The sequence below is a fragment of the Streptomyces boluensis genome (assembly GCF_009908195.1).
Taxonomy (GTDB): domain Bacteria; phylum Actinomycetota; class Actinomycetes; order Streptomycetales; family Streptomycetaceae; genus Streptomyces; species Streptomyces boluensis.
On record NZ_JAAAHS010000043.1, the window covers coordinates 1 to 18,921 of the forward strand.

Below are 18,921 nucleotides of genomic sequence, written 5' to 3' on the forward strand. Positions count from 1 at the left end.
GTGCGTGCGGTGCGTGCGGTGACGGGGTGCGGGGGCCGAGGGGCCGTATCGCCGTACGTCCGTGCGGGGGCTCCTCCTCCGTGGCTACAAGAGCGCGGAGTTGGTGATTCCACAGCCGGTCGCAGGCCCTCCGGCGGTACCGTGACTCCGCCTCTGACCACCGGCATCGCCTCGGGCGAGAGAGCGGATCATGTCGTCAGCCGAACGGGTCGCCGGCTCGGCCGCCCGGTCCACCGCCGAGACCCTGCACGGCAGCGCGCACGGCCTCGAAGGCCCCCTCAAGGGCTACCACCACGAGACGTACGTACTGCCCTGGCCGCAGGGGCACGGCGAAGGCGCGGGCGAGCACGGTCCCGGTGAACACGGCCCGGGTGAACACGGTCCGGGCGAGCGCGGTCCGGGGGCGAGCGGTGCCGGCGGGCGGTGGAAGTGCCGGGAGCCGCGGGCCGGACTGCTCTGGTTCGACCGGCGCTGCTTCTTCTCCGAGGAGGAGTTGCTCTGCGCCCTCGCCCGGCTCCCCGTCGACCTGCCGGTCCCCGAGGTGCGCGAGGTCGGCGGCTGCCGGCTGCAGCGCTTCATCGAGGGCCGCACGCTCGGCTCACTGCACCGCGCCGGCCACCGCGTGCCCGAGCGGTATGTGGAGCAACTCCTCCAGGTCTTCGGCCAGTTGGCGACCGTACGGCCCGGTCAGGTGGATGTGGCGCGGCGCTGTGACCCGGCGGACCGTGCCGTGGGCGGCGACACCACGCACTTCCTCGACCGGCTCGTCCGCTTCGTCGACGACCGGGTGTACCGCGCGCACCACGCCACGTACGGCTCGCTCTTCGCCGCGCTCGGCATCCCCGACGACGCGTTCACCCGGTTCGGCGAGCGCCTCGGCCCGCTCGCGCCGCGCCCGTTCTGTCTGCTCCACGGTGATCTGCACCGGGAGAACTTCATCGTCGACGGGGACCGCCGACTCTGGGTGATCGACTGGGAGTTGGCGATGCTGGGCGATCCGCTCTACGACCTGGCGACCCACCTGTACCTGACCCGCTACCCCGCCGACCAGGAGCGGCGCGTCGTCGAGCGCTGGTGTGCGGCGGCCGAGCGGGTCCTGCCGGGCGCGTCCAGGGGGTACGAGGAGGACCTGCCGTGGCTGCTCGCGTTCAAGCGGGTCCAGTCCGTCGGTACGGATGTGATCCGTACGGCCATGTCGCTCTCCGAACGGTCCGCGCGACCCGGCCCCTGGGCGCTGTGGCGGGCCGCGGCGAAGCTCCGCCGGGTGCTCGTGGCGGCCCGCGAGCCCCTTCAACTCGCGGTTGTGCCAGGGGTGTTGGACACGGCCACGGCGCTCAGGTCGTGGCTGCGACAGCACTCATCTGACCCGGCGCCGGAACAGTAGCCCCGCCGCCGCCACCGCCACCGCCGTGATGCCCGCGCACCAGGCCAGCGCCACCCAGCCGGTCGAGCCGATCGGCTTGCCGAGCAGGAGTCCGCGTATCGCCTCGATGACCTGCGTGACCGGCTGGTTCGCGGCGAATCCCTGCAGCCAGGTCGGCATGCTGTCCGTACGGACGAAGGCGCTGCTCGGGTACGGCAGGAAGCCGATGAAGAACGTGAACCCGCCGGCCGCCTCCGGGGACTTCACGAGCAGCCCGACCGCGGCGGACAGCCAGGACAGCGCCGTGATGTACGCGACGAGCAGCCCGAGCGCGGCGAGCCAGCCGGCCGGGCTCGCCGCCGGGCGGAAGCCGATGGCGAAGGCGAGCGCGAAGACCAGGCTGGTGGCGAGCAGATTGCGGGCGGTGGACGCCAGCACGTGCCCGGCGAGTATCGGGGTGCCGCCGATGTCGAGCGAGCGGAACCGGTCGACGATGCCGCCCTTGAGGTCCTCGGTGACGGCCTGCGCGGTGTTGGCCGAGCCGAACCCGGCGCAGAGCAGCAGGACACCGGGCACGACGTAAGTGACGTATCGCGTACCGGTGTTGATGGCTCCGCCGAAGAAGTACACGAAGATCAGGAGCAGCAGTACGGGCAGGGCCAGGGCGGTGATCAACGCGTCCACGTTGCGACGGCTGAGCCGCAGCGAGCGGCCGGTCATGATCAGGGATTCAGACACGGCTGGGCTCCTCGGTCGTCGCAGGTGCGGCAAGTGCGTCCAGTGCGGTCGGTGACGTGGGGCTCGCGGGGCTCGCAGGGCTCACAGGGCTCGTGGGGTTCGTCAGGGTCAGGAACACGTCGTCGAGCGTGGCCGTGCGCAGCGCGAAGCTCTCGACGCCGGTGCGGTCCGGGTCCAGCGCGTCGAGGAGCTCCCGCACCTCGCGCGCGCGGCCGTCTGTGGGGAAGCCGAGGGTGCGGGTCTCGGGCGCGTGGTGGGCGGCGCGGGGCGCGAGGCGGTGATAGGCGGCCGCGGTGACGACGAGGTCCAGACGGTGCCCGGCGACGCGCCGCTTCAGCTCGTCGGCGGTGCCCTCGGCGACCAGGGTGCCCTGGTGCAGCACCGCGATCCGGTCCGCCAACTGGTCGGCCTCCTCCAGGTACTGCGTCGTCAGGAAGACCGTCGTGCCCTGCGCCGCCAACTCCCGCACCACGCGCCACATCTCTTGCCGGCTGCGCGGGTCGAGTCCTGTCGTCGGCTCGTCCAGGAAGATCACCTCGGGGTTCCCGACCAGTGAAGCGGCCAGGTCGAGGCGGCGCCGCATACCTCCCGAGTACGTCTTGACCAGGCGGTCGGCGGCATCGGTGAGGTCGAAGCGGTCGAGCAGTTCGGCGGCGCGCGCGGCGGCTCGGGCGGAGGCGCGGCCGGTGGCGGGTTCGGTGGCGGGTTCGGAGGTGCGTCGGGCCGTGGGTGCGGTGGCGCGTCTGGTGGCGTGGGCGGCGAGGCGGGCCATCATGCGGAGGTTCTCGGCGCCGGTCTGCATCTCGTCGACGGCCGCGAACTGTCCGGTCAGGCTGATCGCCCTGCGCACCCGGCTCCGTTCGGCGCGCACGTCGTGCCCGGCGACGGTCGCACTGCCCGCGTCGGCCTCGGTGAGCGTGGCCAGGATGCGGACGGTGGTGGTCTTCCCCGCGCCGTTCGGCCCGAGCAGCGCGTACACCGTGCCGCGCGGGACGGTCAGGTCGAGCCCCTTCAGCACCTCCACCTCGCCGTACGCCTTGCGCAGGCCGGTGGCTCGTACGGCGGGCGCGGCGGGTGCGTTGGGCGCGGCGGGGCGACCGGCCCCGGTGGGTTCGCTGCGTTCGGTGCGTTGCTCGCTCATCGTTCTCGCTCCCCGTTCGTCGTGCGTCGTCTGTCCGTGCGGTGCGGATGGCCGTCTGCCCGTGCGGGCGTACCTCTGTCGCTTCTACTGCGTAGGGTATACGCAGTACTGTGTAAGGGTTACGCAGAACTAGGATGTGCGTCAAGCCGGGGCCCGAGCGGGTCTCGGGCGGTTGGTCGGGAGGAGGCCCCAGATGGTGGCGGCGGACGAGGAGACGGGACTGCCCGCCAGCCTCGCGACGGCCTGGGGCCTGCGTGAACGCCCCCTGAAGGGACCCAAGCCCGGCCTCACCCTGGAACGCATCGTGGACGCGGCCGTGCGGGTCGCCGCGAGCGACGGGATCGGCGCCGTGTCGATGGGCCGGGTCGCCAAGGAACTCGGCGCCTCCGCGATGTCCCTGTACCGGTACGTCGGCGCCAAGGGCGAGCTGTACATCCTGATGCAGGAAGCCGTCATGCCCGAGCCGCCCGCCGGGTCACCGTCCGCCGACGGCTGGCGCGCGGGACTGACCCGCTGGGCGCGGGCCCAACGTGCCTATTTCCGCGCCAACTTGTGGGTCCTGCGCATCCCTGTCTCGGGCCCGCCCGCCAGCCCCCGGTCGGTTGAGTGGATGGAGTACGGCATCGGCGCGCTCGACGGGACGGGGCTCGACGAGGGCGCCAAACTCGGCGTCGTCCAGCTGGTCGGAGGTTACGTACGGAACTCCGCTCTGCTCATGTCGGACCTGGACGCCGCGATGACGGCGAGCGGGAGCTCCCCCGACGAGGTGCTGCGCCGCTACCACCGCACCCTGACCAGCCTCACCGACCCGGACCGCCACCCGGCCGTCACCCGGCTCCTGGAGTCGGGCGCCCTTGACCCCGGCACGACGGAGCACTCCGACGAGCAGGACGCGGACTTCGACTTCGGTCTGGGGTGCGTGCTCGACGGGGTGGAGGCGCTGATCGCCCGCCCGAGGTAGCTGATCACCCGGCCGCGGTAGCTGATCACCCGGCCGCGGTAGGGGAGTTGGGGCTCAGGCGATCAGTGCCGCGAGGTCCCACAGGCGGATGGCGTCGTCGCTCGATATGACGGCGACCGGGACTCCGTCCACCTCGGTGATCATCTTGAGGGAGTGGCCGGCCAGCGCCTCGCCGAGCTGCTCGCCACGGGCCAGGTCCCATACGCGCAACCCGTCGCTGCTGCTGGTCAGAGCGATGGAACGCCCCGCGACGACGGCCGTTGCCAGGCTCCCTATGGTGTTGTCGTGGCCGGTCAGGCGAGGGCCGATCCGCTCCTGGGTGTCGAGGCTCCACACGTGCAGTGCGTTGTCGTTCCAGGGGCCGCCGCTGGCCACGGCCACAGCCTCGCCGTCGATCTCGGTGAGGGCGATCTCCCGCACCATCGGGGCGATTCCGCTCAGGGGCCTGCCGATCGGCTCGCCGCTGAGGAGGTCCCAGGCCTGCGTGAAGTCATCGTGGCCGCCCGTCACCGCCACGGGCCTGCCCTTGACGAGCCCCGCTCCCATGGCGCCGTTGAAACTGCCCCGGAACCGCGCGACCGGCTCCCCGCCACGGCTCAGATTCCGCGCCACCAGCCACCCCTCCTCGGAGCTGCTGACGGAGATCAGGCCCTGCTCCGACGTGACGGTGGTGAGCGCGGTGACGCCCAACTCGTGGCCCGTGATGGTCTTGCCGACCTTGCGGCCGGTGGCGAGATCCCAGACACGGACCGCGCCGCCCGAGGCCTCGAAGTCGGGGTGGGACAGGTCGAACCGGGCGCCGCCGGTGAGCACGACGGGGCGCCCGTCGAGATGCGCCACGGTCAACTGGTCGGCGAGATCGCGCGGATCCACCTCGACCCTGGGCCGGTACTCCCTGTCCCCGTCGTCGAACTCGTCATCGCCCTCGTACCATTCGCCGACCTCGAAGTACCACTCGTCCTCCGGGCCCGCCCGGTCCAGCTCCAAGGGGCGCTGCGCACACGGGCCGCCCGTGAGGTCGCAGGTCCACAGCACCCCGTCGCGGTCGACGCTGACGGTCACGAGGATGCCGTTCAGCGCGACGACCGGAGTGACGCCGTGGCTGTAGGCATGGGTGTGTCCGGAGTACCTGCTCAGCAGGTTTTCTTCAGTCATGTGTGCACCGTAATTCGCCGCACTGACAGTCGAGTTGGCCTGTGGATAACCCTCCGGCCGGTCTGTGGAAAACCGGTCGGGCACGGGTCGGGGAGGCGGGCGGGCGGTCGCGTTATCGTGCGGGCGTGACCCGCTCCGAGCCGCAGCCGCACCCCCTTCGACCCCTGCTTTTCCTCGATGTCGACGGCCCGCTCATCCCGTTCGGCGCTTCGCCGGGCGAGCGGCCCGAGGGGTACCCGACGTACCGTGCGAACGTCCCGGACGCGGTCGCCACCGCCCACCCGCTCCTCAACCGGATCGACCCGCGACTCGGGCCCCGACTGGCCGCGCTCGGCTGCGAGTTGGTGTGGGCGACCACCTGGATGGACGACGCCAACGTGTGCGTGGCGCCATGGCTCGGCCTGCCGCAACTGCCCGTCGTCGACTGGCCGGAGGACGACGCGACCGTCGCCGACGACAGATGCCGTGGCCTGCACTGGAAGACCCGCGCCCTCGTCGACCGGGCGGCCGGCCGGACCTTCCTCTGGGTGGACGACGAGATCGGCGCGGCAGACCGCGCATGGGTCACGGCCCACCACCCCGGCTGCGCCCTGCTGCACCGCGTGGACCCGCGCCAGGGACTCACGGAGACGGACCTCCAGCTACTCGAACGCTGGCTGGCGACGCTCGACGCACGGCCGTAGGCCATCTGGAGTCCGCCCGTATGGCATGGAACACTTTTGCAAGCAACCCGCTTGCAATAGTTAGCGCGCATGCTGCACCATCGGGGCATGGCATCGCTCAACGTCGGCAATCTCGGTGAGTATCTGCGCGAACAGCGGCGCAACGCGCAGCTGTCGTTGCGGCAGCTCGCCGATGCCGCCGGGGTGTCCAACCCGTACCTCAGTCAGATCGAGCGCGGCCTGCGCAAGCCGAGCGCCGAGGTCCTGCAGCAGGTCGCCAAGGCCCTGCGGATCTCCGCGGAGACGCTGTACGTGCAGGCCGGGATCCTCGACGAGCGTGATCGCGACGAAGTGGAGACGCGCGCCGCGATACTCGCCGACCCGACGATCGACGAGCGGCAGAAGCAGGTGCTGCTGCAGATCTACGAGTCCTTCCGCAAGGAGAACGGATTCGAGATCAAGGAGGGCGGGCCCGCCGGGACCGGGAAGCGCAGCGAATCCGGTGACCGTGGCGGGGACGCCGAGGACACCACCGATGACGGGCCCCGCACGGCCGACGGCAGCACCGCAGACAAACCCTCACCCTGACACCGGAGGACCACACCCATGGCCATCGCCGACGACATCCGCAAGACCTTCAGCGACCCGAAGCCGCTCTACTTCGCCGCCGGCACCGCCGACCTCGCGGTGCAGCAGGCCAAGAAGGTGCCCGCGCTGATCGAGAAGCTCCAGTCCGAGGCCCCGGCCCGTATCGAGGCCGTGCGCAACACGGACCCGAAGGACGTCCAGGAAAAGGCCACCACGCGCGCGAAGGAGGCCCAGGAGACGCTCCAGGCCAAGTTCGCGGAGGTGCTCGGCACGCTCGACTCCGACTTCAAGAAGCTCGGCGAGACCGCCCAGGACCTGGCGCTGCGCGGCGTCGGCGTGGCCGCGGAGTACGCGGTGAAGGCCCGCGAGAAGTACGAAGAGGTCGCCGAGCACGGCGAGCAGGCCGTCAAGGTCTGGCGCGGTGAGGCCGCCGACGAGATCGAGGAGATCGCCGCCGCGGTCGAGCCCGAGCAGGCCACCGTGCCGAAGCCCGCGGCCGAGCCCAAGGCTGAGACCGCCTCGCAGTCCGTGGCCGTCGAGGACGAGTCGAAGGCCGCTCCCGCCAAGAAGGCGACGGCCAAGAAGGCCCCCGCCAAGAAGACCACGGCGAAGAAGACCACCCCGCCGGCGAAGTGACCCAGCGTTTCCAGGACGCCCCGGGCACCATCCGAGTGCTCGGGGCGTTCTCTGTCTACGGATGGCGTTCTACGGGTACGGCGCTCGCTTCTGCGGGTACGGTGACGGCGTAGGCATGAATCGGATCGGGTGGTGGGCAACGTGCTGATGTCAGCGTTCGGCGGCTTTATGTGGCTGATCTTCACCGCCATGTTGGTGCTCGCGGTGGTCGCCCTGGTGATGGCGGCGATGGCCCGCCCGGACGCCTACGTCGCGGCCAGCAAGCAGAACAAGAACTTCTGGCTGATCATCCTCGGCATCACGGTTCTGGTGAACCTCCTGGTGCCGATGCTGTTCCTGCAGATCGCCGGACTGATCGCGACGATCGTCTTCTTCGTGGACGTGCGCCCCGCGCTCAAGCAGGTCACGGGCGGCGGCGGCCGTCGCGGCGGCGGCAGCAGCAGCGACGGTCCGTACGGGCCGTACAACGGCGGCCGGTGACCGACAGGCAGTCATAGGCCGGCCTCAGGGGCAACGGGCTCAAGGCCAACGCAGCGGGGCCGCACCTCAGGGTGCGGCCCCGCTGCTGTTTCTCCGGTTCGTGTGGCCGCTCAGCGACCGCGACCGCCCCGGTCGAGCAGCAGTACCGCCACGTCGTCCGTCAGCTCGCCGCCGTTGAGCTCCCTGACCTCGCTGACCGCCGCCTCCAGGAGCTCCTCGCCGTGCAGGCCGTCGGCGATCTGGCGGCGGACCATCTCCACCATGCCGTCCTGGCCGAGCCGCTGGTTGCCCTGGCCGATACGGCCCTCGATCAGGCCGTCGGTGTAGAGCATCAGGCTCCACTCGCCGCCCAGTTCCACCTGCTGGCGCGGCCAGCGGGCGCGCGGCAGCAGGCCGAGCGCCGGGCCGCCGTTCTCGTACGGCAGCAGCTCCGCGGGGCGTCCCGGACGGGTGATCAGCGGTGACGGGTGTCCGGCGAGGCAGAGCCCCGCGCGGCGGCCGTCGGGCGAGATGTCGATCGTGCAGAGCGTCGCGAAGATCTCCTCGTCCGGCCGCTCGTGCTCCAGGACCTGCTGAAGCGTCGAGAGCAGCTCGTCCCCGCACAGGCCCGCGAAGGTCAGTGCCCGCCACGCGATCCGCAGCTCAACGCCGAGCGCCGCCTCGTCCGGACCGTGCCCGCAGACGTCGCCGATCATGGCGTGCACCGTCCCGTCGGGCGTACGCACCGTGTCGTAGAAGTCGCCGCCGAGCAGCGCCCGCGAGCGGCCCGGCCGGTACCGCGCCGCGAACCGCAGCTGGGAGCCGTCGAGCAGCGGCGTGGGCAGCAGACCCCGCTCCAGGCGGGCGTTCTCCTGCGCGTGCAGCTTCGACTCGGTGAGCTGCCGCTGAGCGATGTCCGCCCGCTTGCGCTCCACCGCGTAGCGAATGGCGCGGCTCAGCAGCCGTGCGTCCAGCTCCTCGCGGAACAGGTAGTCCTGCGCGCCGACCCGTACGGCCTCCCCGGCCAGGTCGATGTCGCCGGACGCGGTGAGCGCGAGCACGGCGTGCCGCGGCGCGAGGCGCAGCACATGGCGCAGCGTCGCCAGCTCGTCGTCCGTGTCGCCGCCCGGTGCGGGCAGGGCGAGGTCGAGCAGGATGCAGTGGACGTCGTCGGTCAGCAGCCGCTCGGCCTCGGTGAGGTTGCGAGCGGTACGGATACGGATGGCCTTGCCTGCGGCGTCGAGCAGCTCCGGCATGGTGAGCGCCTCGGCCGGGTCGTCCTCGATCACCAGCAGGGTCAGACCGCCGTTGATCTCGGTGCCGGTCGGCTGAGCCGGCATCGCTTGCGCCTGACCACTTTCCGCGGCCGGGACTGCTCTCTGCCGCGGTATGGGTACGGGCATCGTCTGGGTTCCTTCCCTCCCCCCGAGGGCACGGCGGCACGTCGAACGACGCTCCACCGACGGGGACCTTAGCGGTAGCCGCCAGGGGATTGGAATGGCGAGCGGCCGACCGGTGGTGTCATATGCCGCATCCCGTACCGCAATTGACCCGGTAGCGGTCCCCGAGGGGATGACGAACATCACGCCGCTCAGGTTGCCCGCGTGCCCCAGATCACGTGACCCGGGGCACAGCGCCCAAGGCCCGAGGAAGCGGGAGGAAAGGGGACTCAGTGACCCCTACTCAACTCGGCGACCCCTGCTTATCGGGGCGGACCACCCCGAGGATGCCCATGGAGCCCGCGCCCGCGATGGTCACGTCCCGGCCGGGGCGGGGGGCGTGCACGATCGCTCCGTTCCCTATGTACATCCCGACGTGGCTGGCGTCCTTGTGGTAAATGATCAGGTCGCCGGGGCGCATGTCCTTGATCTCGATGCGCGGCAGCTGCTTCCACTGCTCCTGCGAGGTCCGCGGGATGGTCCGGCCCGCGGCGATCCACGCCTCCGAGGTGAGCCCCGAGCAGTCGTACGAGCGGGGGCCCTCGGCGCCCCATTCGTAGGGCTTGCCGATCTGGGCGGTGGCGTACTTGATGGCCTTCTTGCCGCGGCCGCTGGCCCTGCCGTCGATCTCCTTCAGGGCGCCGGAGTCGAGCCACGCCGTCTGGCGTTCGAACTCCGCGTCCTGCTCCATCTCCAGGAGGCGATCGAGCTCCTCCTTCTCCAGCTCGGACTCCAGCTTCTCGGCCGCCTTGATCTTGGCCTTGATCTTCTTCTTGGCCTCGGCCTTCGCCTTGCGGTTGGCCTCCAGCTTGCGCCACTGGGCGGAGGCGTCGTCGGCGTAGACCCGCAGGTCCTGCTGGGTGCGGCCGAGTTCGCCGAGCAGGCCCTTGGTGGCCTGCTGTTCCTGGCGCATGCGGCCGGCGTTGTCGAGGAACTGCTGTGGGTCGTCGCTCAGCATCAACTGCGCCTGTGGCGGCAGTCCGCCGCCGCGGTACTGCGCGCGGGCCGCGGCGCCCGCGCGGCGTTTGAGGCGGTCCAGCTTCTCTTGTCCCTTGACGATGGCCTTGGCCAGCCGCACGATCTCGTCCGACTGCTGATCGGCCTTCTCCTCCGCCAAGTTGTACTTGTCGGTGGCCACCGACGCGTCGTGGTAGAGCGCGTCCATCTCTTTGCGGACCTGTTCGAGGGACTTGGGGTCCTTGGGCGCCGGCTTGGCGTGCGCGGTCCCCGGAGCGGCGAGGATCGCCGTCGCGCACAGCAGAGCCATGGTCGCCATGGTCGAGCTTCGCTTCCCGGTCACGCTCGTTCCCCCTGAACTGATTGCTCGTCAGTAACTTACGAACACGTCGGGGATGGTGCCATGTCCGCGTCCAATACGACAGAGGCAGACAGGCGTACGGCGTCGCCGCGCCATCCCCGTGCCATGTCCGACGATCGACGGTCGAACGTTGTTCCGGCCCCGCGAGAAGTCACCCATGTGGGGCTTTGACCCTGGCGGTACGGGAGTTGTGGGAGTTACGAGTTCCGCTTCCGCCCCGCCTGGCCCCGTTCCCGCATGGCCCTGCTCCTGCCTGGCCCGGCCGCGTTTCCGCCGCGCCCAGACGTACCCCGAGTTGCCCTGGAATACCCGGACTTGCTCCGGGCTGTCGTGTGATGCCACCCGTTCGCGACGCCGCACGGCTCACCTCCGTGGGGTCGATGCTTCCCTCTTCGCCTCAGCTGCGGGGGGCCAACGCATCCCATTTCACCGTGACTTCGCCCTGCCGCCATCTTCCGGGGCGGTCTGTCACCGGCCAGTCCGCCGTCAGGTCCCGCACCGTCCGGATCCAGCGCTGCCGGGCGCCGTACGAGGCGTAGGGCGCCGCCGCCGCCCACGCCCGGTCGAAGTCGCGCAGGAAGGCGTGCACCGGCTCGCCCTCGACGTTCCGGTGGATCAGCGCCTTCGGCAGCCGCTCGGCGAGGTCGGACGGGCGGTCGAGGGAGCCGAGTCTGGTCGCGAAAGTCACCGTGCGTGGACCCTCGGGGCCGAGGGCGACCCATACGTGCCTGCGGCCGATCTCGTCGCACGTGCCCTCGACCAGGAGCCCGTCGGGGGCGAGGCGCGCGCACAGCCGCTGCCACACGGCGGCGACCTGGTCCTCGTCGTACTGCCGCAGCACATTGGCCGCCCTGATCAAGGTCGGCGGGCGGTCCGTGGGCACCTCGAATCCGCCGTGCCGGAAAACCAGTCCCTCGCGCGCGTAGGGCTCGGCCGCCGCCACGCGCGCGGGGTCGATCTCGATGCCGACGACCTCGACGGCGGGGGCGGCGGTGCGCAGCCGGTTCAGGAGCTCGACGGCGGTCCAGGGCGCCGCGCCGTAGCCCAGGTCGACGGCGAGAGGTGCGCGGGCGGCGCGCAGGGCATGGCCGTGGGTGGCCGCGATCCAGCGGTCCATGCGGCGCAGACGGTTGGGGTTGGTGGTCCCGCGCGTGACGGTCCCGACGGGGCGCGAGGGGGAGCGGGCGGCCATACCCACCAGTATCGGCCGTCCCGCGCGGTGCCCGTGCCGGGCGGGGCTCCACCCGGAGGCGCCGGAGGTTGAGCGGCACTCCGTAATGCTTTGGCAAAGTGGAAATGGAGTCGGGGCTTCCGATGTTCCCCGTTCTGAAGGGCGCGCCGTACACACGCCCATGCAGTCATGCCCGCGTCAGGCCCGCACCAGAGGCCGCTAGGAGGACCGCCAGGTGAGCCAGTATGTGAGCCGGCTCGGCGAACGCCTCACCGGCGGCGCGCCCCCGCGCCTCCGCTTCCCCGGAGGGCACCGCAGGCCGCGCCGGGTGGCGATGCTCAGCGTGCACACCTCGCCGCTGCACCAGCCCGGCACCGGTGACGCGGGCGGCATGAACGTGTACATCGTCGAGCTCGCCAAGCGCCTCGCCGGGATCAACGTCGAGGTCGAGATCTTCACGCGTGCCACCACCGGCGGGCTGCCGCCCGTGGTGGAGCTGGCCCCTGGTGTGCTGGTCCGGCACGTGGACGCGGGTCCCTATGAGGGCCTCGCCAAGGAGGAACTCCCCGCACAGCTCTGTGCGTTCACCCATGGGGTGATGCAGGCCTGGGCGGGACACCGGCCCGGCTACTACGACCTGGTGCACTCGCACTACTGGCTGAGCGGCCACGTCGGCTGGCTCGCGGCCGAACGCTGGGGCGTGCCGCTGGTGCACGCCATGCACACCATGGCCAAGGTCAAGAACGCCGCCCTCGCGGAGGGCGACACTCCGGAACCGGCCGCCCGGGTCATCGGCGAGACCCAGATAGTGCGCGCCGCCGACCGCCTGATCGCCAACACCGACGAGGAGGCCGGCGAGCTCGTGCACCACTACGCCGCCGAGCCGTCGAAGGTCGCCGTGGTTCACCCCGGTGTCAATCTGGACCGCTTCCGTCCGGGAGACGGCAGGGCCGCCGCCCGACAGCGCCTCGGCCTGCCGCAGGACGCCCTGATCCCGCTTTTCGCCGGGCGAATCCAGCCCCTCAAGGCGCCCGACATCCTGCTGCGCGCGGTCGCTGTCCTGCTCGAACGGCGGCCGGAACTGCGCGCGCGCCTGGTGGTGCCGGTCGTCGGCGGACCGAGCGGTTCCGGTCTGGCCAAGCCCGAGGGCCTGCAGAAGCTGGCCGCGCGCCTCGGCATCGCCGACGTGGTGCGGTTCCGGCCGCCGGTCGGTCAGGACCAGCTCGCCGACTGGTTCCGGGCCGCGTCCACCCTCGTCATGCCCTCCTACAGCGAGTCCTTCGGTCTCGTCGCCATAGAGGCGCAGGCGGCCGGTACGCCGGTGATCGCCGCGGCGGTCGGCGGGCTCCCGGTGGCGGTCCGGGACGAGGTCAGCGGCTTCCTCGTACAGGGCCACGATCCGGCGGCGTACGCGCGCGTCCTGGAGCGGTTCGCGGACGACGAGCTGCTGACCGACCGGATGGGCGAGGCCGCGGCGCGGCACGCCCAGGCCTTCGGCTGGGACACCGCGGCGTCGGCCACGGCGGACGTGTACACCGCCGCCATGCACGAGCGGCGCGGTCGCGTACGCTCGCACCATGGCTGAGACTGCGCGGACGCGGAGCGCCGACGAGCCGGGCGCACGCCAGGTCCTCGAGAGCACCCTCAAGGACGCCGAACTGGAGTGGGAGTCCCCGGAAACGGGCTCCTACGTGGTGAAGCTGCCCGGCACCCGCAAGCTGTCCACGACCGCCTCCCTGATCGTCGGCCGGCACTCCCTGTCCCTGAACGCGTTCGTGATCCGGCACCCCGACGAGAACGCCGAGGGCGTCCACCGCTGGCTCCTGGAGCGCAACCTCAAGCTGTACGGCGTGAGTTACGCGGTCGACCGCCTCGGCGACGTCTACCTGACCGCCAAGCTGCCGCTCGCCGCCGTCACACCGGACGAGATCGACCGGCTCCTCGGGTCCGTCCTGGAGGCCGCGGACGGCGCCTTCAACACGCTTCTGGAGCTCGGTTTCGCGTCGGCGATCCGCAGGGAGTACGAGTGGCGGGTCTCGCGCGGCGAGTCCACGCGCAACCTGGAAGCGTTCACACACCTGACCCAGCCGCGCGCCAACTAGCCTGATTCCTGCGGACGTTCGGCCTCCTGCGCGACCCCTTCCTCCCCTCCCCGCCCCGTGGCATGCTCACCGCCGACGTGGATCTGAACCACGTTCACATCCATGAGAGGGCGGGTGCATGGATCACTTCACCAGACGGGGCTTGCTCGGCAGCGCGGTCGCGGTCGCCGCGACGGCGGCAGTGGGACCAGGCACCGCGACGGCTTCAGCGGCAGCAGGCGCCGCTGAAGCCGCACCACGCGCGCGTGCCGAAACCGCCGCCCTGTGGCGCGAGTTCACCGCTGACCCGTACAAGCACCCGCAGATCCCGTACGTGGGCCGCGCGGGCTCTCACGCGGGCGGTCGAAACCGTCACCACGCGCGCGTGGTGACGAACGTCCTCGACCACGGCGCGCGGCCGGACGGCTCCGCCGACGCCGCCCCCGCGATCAACCGGGCCATCGCCGAAGCCGGACGGGCCGGTGGCGGCACGGTGCTTCTGCCCGCCGGCACGTACCGTGTCGACGGCATCGTCCACCTCGCGTACAGCGGTGTCGTCCTGCGCGGCGCGGGCAGTGCGCGCACCAAGCTGTACGCGACCAGGAACCTCACCGAGCTGATCGGCCGCTACGGCTCCCGCTACGGCGGCGACAAGTCCAGCTGGTCCTGGGCGGGCGGGATCGTCTGGGCCTGCCCGAAGGCCCGTTGGGACTCCCTCACGGCGGCCATCAGGGCCGAGGAGTGGCCCTTCGAGGGCTGGACCGGCAACCGGCGCGACGCATGGCGCCCCCTGACCGCCCTCGCCCCCGCGGAGCGCGGCGACCGGACCGTCACGGTCACCGACCCGAGCGCCCTGACACCCGGCCGGCTCGTGCTCCTTCGCCTCGCCGACGACGCCGGGCACACGCTCCTCGAGCACATGGCGGGCGGCGGCGCCGGACCCGAGGCGTACACCTGGGACGACAAGACCAAGCTCACCTCGTACGTCCCCTACGAGTGGCCCGTACGCATCACGCGCGTAGTGGGCCGGAACGTCACCCTGGAGCGGCCGCTACCGCTCGACCTGCGCCCGGAATGGCAGCCTCAACTCACCACCATGGTGGAGCCGTTGACCGACGCCGGGATCGAAGGGCTCACCCTGGAGGCCGTCGAGACGCCGCAGTCCCCGCACCTGCTCGACAAGGGCCACAACGGCGTCACATTCCAGTGCGCCTACGACTGCTGGGCCGAGGACGTCGTCGTCCGCCACGTCGACAACGGCTTCGGCCTGGTCGCCGCCTCCGCCTGCACCCTGCGGCACACGCGCGTGGAGGGCCGCGGCGCGCACCACCCGTACTTCTGCCGCGAGGGCTCGCACGACAACCTGACCGAGGACTTCACGGTGGCCCGGCGCACCGTCCCCGCGCCCGAGGGCACCCAGTTGCACGGCATCAACGTGGAGGGCCTCTCCAGCCACAACGTGTGGTCGCGCGGCCTCATGGAGACCGGCACCTTCGACACGCACCGGGGCATGCCGTTCGCGAACGTCCGCACCGACATCACGGTGCACAACGACGGCCGCCACGGCGGCGACGCGAGCGCCGGGCCGCTCTATGGCGCCCGTTTCACCCACTGGAACGTGACCGTCACCAATGAGCGTGCCGGCCTGGTCAAGATCGACGGGATCGCCCCGTACAGCGCCACGGTGGCGATCTCGGAGGTCCGCGAGTTCGACCAGATCGACGTCCCGGACTTCACCGGCGAACTCCACGCGCGCGTGGAGGCGTACGGCAGACCCGGTGGCGTGTGGCCGGGCAATCTGTACGAGGCGCAGCGGGCGCTCAGGCGCTGACGTCGGCCGCCCGCTCGGCCGGTACGGCGACCGCCTTCGGGTCCTCCGCGGGCAGCCCTCGCATCAGCAGCCAGTAGCCGAGCGCCGCCACCGTGCCGAGCAGCGCGCAGCCCGCCCACAGCCACTCGGCGCCGTACCGGTCGATGATCTGGCCGCCCATCAGGGGCGCGGTCAGCGCGGCGACCGCCCAGGACAGGGTGTACATGCCCTGGTAGCGGCCGCGGCCGTGCACGGGGGAGAGGCGGACGACGAGGCCGGTCTGGGTCGGCGCGTTCACGATCTCGGCGAGCGTCCACACGCACACCGCCACGGCGTACACACCGAGCGAACCGGCGAACGCGGTCAGCCCGAATCCGTACCCCGCGAGCAGCGAGGAGACCACCAGGAGCCGGCGCGGGTCGCGGTGCTCGATGAAGCGCGTGACCGGGATCTGGAGGGCGACGATCAGGATGCCGTTCACGGCGATCGCGACACCGAAGTCGGAGCTGGAGAACCCGTCGGCGCCCATCGCCACCGGCAGGGAGACGTACGCCTGTTGGAAGATCAGCGCGATCAGGAAGGAGAGCCCGACGACACCCATGAAGCGGCCGTTGCGCACCACAGTGCCCATGCTCACCCGCTCCTCGTCCGCCGCCCCGCTCGCCGCGGAGCGCACCGGCCGGGACTCGGGCAGCTTCCGGAAAACCAGCACCGCGCAGGCCAGCGTGAGGACGGCCTCACCGAGGAAGCCGGCGAGGTAGCTGTACTCGGCGATGAAACCCGCCGCCATGGAGCTGAAAGCGAACCCCAGGTTGATCGCCCAGTAGTTGAGCGCGAAGGCCCGGATCCGGTCCTCAGGGCGCACGATGTCCGCCATCATCGCCTGTACCGCGGGCCGCGAGGCGTTGGACGCCATGCCCACCAGGAACGCCACGGCCGCGATGGCCGTCGGGTGCTCCATGAAGCCGAGCAGCGCCACGGAGAGTGCGGTGGAGACATGGGCGGCGAGCAGTGTGGGCCGCCGCCCGATCCGGTCGGTCATCACCCCGGCCCCGAGGGACGAGACGACTCCGCCGAGCCCGTGCAGGGCGGCGACGAGTCCCGCGTACGAGGCGGAGTAGCCGCGCTCCAAGGTCAGGTAGAGGGCCATGAACGTCGCTACGAAGGCGCCGAGGCGGTTCACGAGCGTGCTTGTCCACAGCCACCAGAACTCGCGCGGCAGCCCGGATACGCTCTCCCTGACGGCCTTTTGGACAGAACTGAGCGAACCGACAGACAACGCGAGCCCCCGGAGACGTATGCCGATGCAACGATCGATGTAATAGGTGAATCCAGCTAGCGCAGATTACGCCGGGGCGGGACGGTGTGCCAGGGGTTTTCCATTAGGCTCGGACGCATGGCCGACGCACCGTACAAGCTGATCCTCCTCCGCCACGGCGAGAGCGAGTGGAACGCGAAGAACCTGTTCACCGGCTGGGTGGACGTCAATCTGAACGAGAAGGGCGAGAAGGAGGCGGTCCGCGGCGGTGAGCTGCTCGAGGACGCCGGCCTGCTCCCCGACGTCGTGCACACCTCGCTCCAGAAGCGCGCGATCCGCACCGCGCAGCTGGCCCTCGAGGCAGCCGACCGTCACTGGATCCCGGTCCACCGCAGCTGGCGCCTGAACGAGCGGCACTACGGCGCTCTGCAGGGCAAGGACAAGGCGCAGACCCTCGCGGAGTTCGGCGAGGAGCAGTTCATGCTGTGGCGCCGCTCCTACGACACCCCGCCGCCGGCGCTCGACCGCGACTCCGAGTACTCCCAGTTCGAGGACCCGCGCTACGCGGCCCTGCCGCCCGAGCTGCGCCCGCAGACGGAGTGCCTGAAGGACGTCGTCGTCCGCATGCTCCCGTACTGGTTCGACGGCATCGTCCCGGACCTGCTCGCCGGCAAGACGGTCCTGGTCGCGGCCCACGGCAACTCGCTGCGCGCCCTCGTCAAGCACCTCGACGGCATCTCGGACGCCGACATCGCGGGCCTGAACATCCCGACCGGAATCCCGCTCTCCTACGAGCTGGACGCCGACTTCAAGCCGCTGAACCCGGGCGGCACGTACCTCGACCCGGACGCGGCTGCGGCGGCGATCGAGGCGGTCAAGAACCAGGGTAAGAAGAAGTAGCTTTCGCGATCACGCCTCCCACCTGCGCGAACGGCGCGGGTGGGAGGCGTTTTCGTACCCGGGAACCTCGGCCTTCGCTACGTGAGCAGGTCGCTGTCGGGGACGAGCGGGTCGACGGCGCTGAGGCCGATCGGGTTGTCGTCGGCCGTGATGCTCGGGCTTCTTTCCGCGACCCGCGACCCGCGACCCGCGACCCGCGACCCGCGACCCGCGACCCGCGACCCGCGACCCGCGACCCGCGACCCGCGACCCGCGACCCGCGCCTCGGAACGGCCGGCCCTACCGTCCGCCCGCGTCGGAGATGCCCTCCGTGACCTGCCCGATGACGTCCAGGACGCTCTGGCCGAAGGCCGTAGGGGCGATCAGGATGCCGAAAACCAGCACTATGGCGACGGTCAGCCGCTCGTCCTTGCGGCTCCTGGCCTCCGTGCGTCGCCGGAGTCGCAGGATGATGAGGACGGCGAGCAGCACCGCCACATTGATCGTCAGCTCCACCTGGCCGCCCCCTTGGACGAGGATGTTCCGACACTTCCGACTCTTCCGCCGCTTCCTGTGTAGCCCGAACAGCGCGACGGTTAAGCCCTGTTGCGGACCAATGGCGCCAAAGCGCCGATCAGCGGCCGGATAGGGGCGGGGCGGGGGTGTGCCTGGCGGCCGTCGGGCCTCAGGTGGCGGGTTCGTCCACCGCGGCCCACCACGCGACCAGACGGTCGGCCATCGGATCCACCCGTTCCGGGGTGGGCGGGATGTGGAAGTGGTCGTTCAGTTCGTGCCACAGGAACTCGCTGATCTCCGCCCGTCCCGCCCCGCGGTGCAGTCGGCTGAGGAGGGGCCCGATCAGGCAGTCGTACTCGTCCCGCACCGCATCGGCGACACCGATCGGGTCCCATTCGTTGAGCAGGTACCGCAAGTTGTCCTGGGCGTCCACGGGTTGCATCCCGGCATAGTGCGCGGGCCTTCACGCGGGCGCCAACGGGATTATGAGAGCCGCAACTCCCTTACAGAACCCCAGAGTTCCCGCAGCTCTCACCGTTCCCGCAGGTCCCGCAGTTCCACTGGAACAACCAAGAAGGGCCCCGTCAGCCCGAATGCGAGCCAGGACGGAGCCCTTCATGAACGGTGCCGCTCAGCCCCCGCACCGACAGGGCGCCCCCTGCTGGCAGCCGCAGCCGCAGCCCGAGCCGCAGCCGCACGCGGCGATCAGAGGGAGGTGGACCACGTCGACCGGCTCAGCGGGAGCG

At 71.1% G+C, this 18,921-nt stretch carries 19 protein-coding genes; 10 read left to right on the top strand and 9 right to left on the bottom strand.

The window, feature by feature from the left end:
• Positions 1-190: 190 nt before the first annotated feature.
• Positions 191-1,384, top strand: coding sequence for a phosphotransferase (locus GUY60_RS08715; RefSeq protein ID WP_161695571.1), 1,194 nt, complete (start codon positions 191-193; stop codon positions 1,382-1,384).
• On the opposite strand, the gene GUY60_RS08720 is transcribed toward GUY60_RS08715, so the two are convergent.
• Positions 1,358-2,083: an ABC transporter permease gene (locus tag GUY60_RS08720; protein WP_161695617.1), complete on the bottom strand. Its 726-nt coding sequence runs from the start codon at positions 2,081-2,083 to the stop codon at positions 1,358-1,360. The genes GUY60_RS08715 and GUY60_RS08720 overlap by 27 nt on opposite strands.
• Positions 2,084-2,093: 10 nt before the next feature.
• Positions 2,094-3,242 (bottom strand): ABC transporter ATP-binding protein, encoded by a 1,149-nt coding sequence (locus GUY60_RS08725; protein WP_161695573.1) that lies wholly within the window; start codon positions 3,240-3,242, stop codon positions 2,094-2,096.
• 193 nt (positions 3,243-3,435) lie between these two features.
• Between GUY60_RS08725 and GUY60_RS08730 the strand changes: the two genes are divergently transcribed.
• Positions 3,436-4,203, top strand: coding sequence for a TetR/AcrR family transcriptional regulator (locus GUY60_RS08730; protein WP_161695575.1), 768 nt, complete (start codon positions 3,436-3,438; stop codon positions 4,201-4,203).
• Positions 4,204-4,257: 54 nt separating this feature from the next.
• On the opposite strand, the gene GUY60_RS08735 is transcribed toward GUY60_RS08730, so the two are convergent.
• Positions 4,258-5,358: a WD40 repeat domain-containing protein gene (locus tag GUY60_RS08735; protein ID WP_161695577.1), complete on the bottom strand. Its 1,101-nt coding sequence runs from the start codon at positions 5,356-5,358 to the stop codon at positions 4,258-4,260.
• A 125-nt stretch (positions 5,359-5,483) separates the two neighbouring features.
• Here GUY60_RS08735 and GUY60_RS08740 point away from each other — a divergent pair, with 125 nt between their 5' ends.
• The 4 genes from GUY60_RS08740 (at position 5,484) to GUY60_RS08755 (ending at position 7,724) form a co-directional block, all read left to right on the top strand.
• Entirely contained in the window at positions 5,484-6,041 is a 558-nt protein-coding gene (locus tag GUY60_RS08740; protein WP_161695579.1) for an HAD domain-containing protein, read from the top strand.
• A gap of 87 nt (positions 6,042-6,128) precedes the next feature.
• The gene (locus GUY60_RS08745) at positions 6,129-6,608 is read left to right on the top strand and encodes a helix-turn-helix domain-containing protein (protein ID WP_161695580.1); all 480 of its coding nucleotides are present in this window, start codon (positions 6,129-6,131) and stop codon (positions 6,606-6,608) included.
• An 18-nt stretch (positions 6,609-6,626) separates the two neighbouring features.
• A complete protein-coding gene (locus GUY60_RS08750) occupies positions 6,627-7,244 on the top strand; it encodes a hypothetical protein (RefSeq protein ID WP_161695582.1) in 618 nt (205 codons plus the stop codon).
• Between the two features lie 141 nt (positions 7,245-7,385).
• Positions 7,386-7,724 (top strand): DUF2516 family protein, encoded by a 339-nt coding sequence (locus GUY60_RS08755; RefSeq protein WP_161695584.1) that lies wholly within the window; start codon positions 7,386-7,388, stop codon positions 7,722-7,724.
• Between the two features lie 110 nt (positions 7,725-7,834).
• On the opposite strand, the gene GUY60_RS08760 is transcribed toward GUY60_RS08755, so the two are convergent.
• The 3 genes from GUY60_RS08760 to GUY60_RS08770 all read right to left on the bottom strand — a co-directional run bounded on the left by GUY60_RS08760 (position 7,835) and on the right by GUY60_RS08770 (position 11,652).
• Complete coding sequence (locus tag GUY60_RS08760) at positions 7,835-9,106, bottom strand: PP2C family protein-serine/threonine phosphatase (RefSeq protein ID WP_161695586.1); 1,272 nt, start codon at positions 9,104-9,106, stop codon at positions 7,835-7,837.
• A 280-nt stretch (positions 9,107-9,386) separates the two neighbouring features.
• Complete coding sequence (locus tag GUY60_RS08765; protein WP_161695619.1) at positions 9,387-10,418, bottom strand: C40 family peptidase; 1,032 nt, start codon at positions 10,416-10,418, stop codon at positions 9,387-9,389.
• Between the two features lie 439 nt (positions 10,419-10,857).
• On the bottom strand, positions 10,858-11,652 hold the full coding sequence (locus GUY60_RS08770) for a class I SAM-dependent methyltransferase (RefSeq protein WP_161695588.1): 795 nt from the start codon (positions 11,650-11,652) through the stop codon (positions 10,858-10,860).
• A 214-nt stretch (positions 11,653-11,866) separates the two neighbouring features.
• On the opposite strand from GUY60_RS08770, the gene mshA reads away from it, so the two are divergent.
• From mshA to GUY60_RS08785, 3 genes are all read left to right on the top strand, one after another.
• Positions 11,867-13,216: a D-inositol-3-phosphate glycosyltransferase gene (gene mshA / locus GUY60_RS08775; RefSeq protein WP_161695590.1), complete on the top strand. Its 1,350-nt coding sequence runs from the start codon at positions 11,867-11,869 to the stop codon at positions 13,214-13,216.
• Positions 13,209-13,733, top strand: coding sequence for a type III secretion system chaperone family protein (locus GUY60_RS08780; RefSeq protein ID WP_161695592.1), 525 nt, complete (start codon positions 13,209-13,211; stop codon positions 13,731-13,733). Before mshA ends, GUY60_RS08780 begins: the two co-directional genes overlap by 8 nt.
• A gap of 118 nt (positions 13,734-13,851) precedes the next feature.
• Positions 13,852-15,543 carry a glycosyl hydrolase family 28-related protein gene (locus tag GUY60_RS08785; RefSeq protein ID WP_161695594.1) on the top strand — a complete coding sequence of 564 codons (1,692 nt, stop codon included), beginning with the start codon at positions 13,852-13,854 and terminating at the stop codon, positions 15,541-15,543.
• Here GUY60_RS08785 and GUY60_RS08790 read toward each other — a convergent pair.
• Entirely contained in the window at positions 15,533-16,801 is a 1,269-nt protein-coding gene (locus GUY60_RS08790; RefSeq protein WP_161695596.1) for an MDR family MFS transporter, read from the bottom strand. The genes GUY60_RS08785 and GUY60_RS08790 overlap by 11 nt on opposite strands.
• Before the next feature lie 117 nt (positions 16,802-16,918).
• Here GUY60_RS08790 and GUY60_RS08795 point away from each other — a divergent pair, with 117 nt between their 5' ends.
• Positions 16,919-17,680 carry a phosphoglyceromutase gene (locus GUY60_RS08795; RefSeq protein WP_161695598.1) on the top strand — a complete coding sequence of 254 codons (762 nt, stop codon included), beginning with the start codon at positions 16,919-16,921 and terminating at the stop codon, positions 17,678-17,680.
• Positions 17,681-17,959: 279 nt separating this feature from the next.
• Here GUY60_RS08795 and GUY60_RS08800 read toward each other — a convergent pair whose 3' ends face one another.
• Both GUY60_RS08800 and GUY60_RS08805 read right to left on the bottom strand, forming a co-directional pair.
• Positions 17,960-18,175, bottom strand: a complete 216-nt coding sequence (locus GUY60_RS08800; protein WP_161695600.1) for a hypothetical protein — start codon at positions 18,173-18,175, stop codon at positions 17,960-17,962.
• A 169-nt stretch (positions 18,176-18,344) separates the two neighbouring features.
• On the bottom strand, positions 18,345-18,617 hold the full coding sequence (locus GUY60_RS08805; RefSeq protein ID WP_161695602.1) for a hypothetical protein: 273 nt from the start codon (positions 18,615-18,617) through the stop codon (positions 18,345-18,347).
• Positions 18,618-18,921: the final 304 nt, after the last annotated feature.